The 312-nt window shown below is 49.4% G+C and carries 1 tRNA gene and 1 rRNA gene; both read right to left on the reverse strand.

Annotation, left to right across the window (positions count from 1 at the left end):
- Positions 1 to 39 precede the first annotated feature (39 nt).
- Positions 40 to 116, reverse strand: a tRNA-Ile gene (locus M3593_RS23835).
- A gap of 132 nt (positions 117 to 248) precedes the next feature.
- A 16S ribosomal RNA gene (locus M3593_RS23840) occupies positions 249 to 312 on the reverse strand; the annotation flags it as partial.

A 312-nucleotide genomic window follows, 5' to 3' on the forward strand; every position in this document is an offset into this window, starting at 1 on the left:
CTCTCCCAGCTGAGCTAAGGCCCCATTATGAAAGATATATGGTGGGCCTAAGTGGACTCGAACCACCGACCTCACGCTTATCAGGCGTGCGCTCTAACCAGCTGAGCTATAGGCCCATATATCATATAGAGAGGAATCGCCCCCTCAAAACTAAACAAACAAGTTGGTCAACAGAGCGGATTTGAAAATCCGCTTAAGTACGAACCAGGAGGTTCGCATTCCGATTGCCCTTAAGGCAATATCCTTAGAAAGGAGGTGATCCAGCCGCACCTTCCGATACGGCTACCTTGTTACGACTTCACCCCAATCATC

The organism is Mesobacillus sp. MER 48 (assembly GCF_023714225.1).
Lineage (GTDB): Bacteria > Bacillota > Bacilli > Bacillales > Cytobacillaceae > Mesobacillus > Mesobacillus oceanisediminis_A.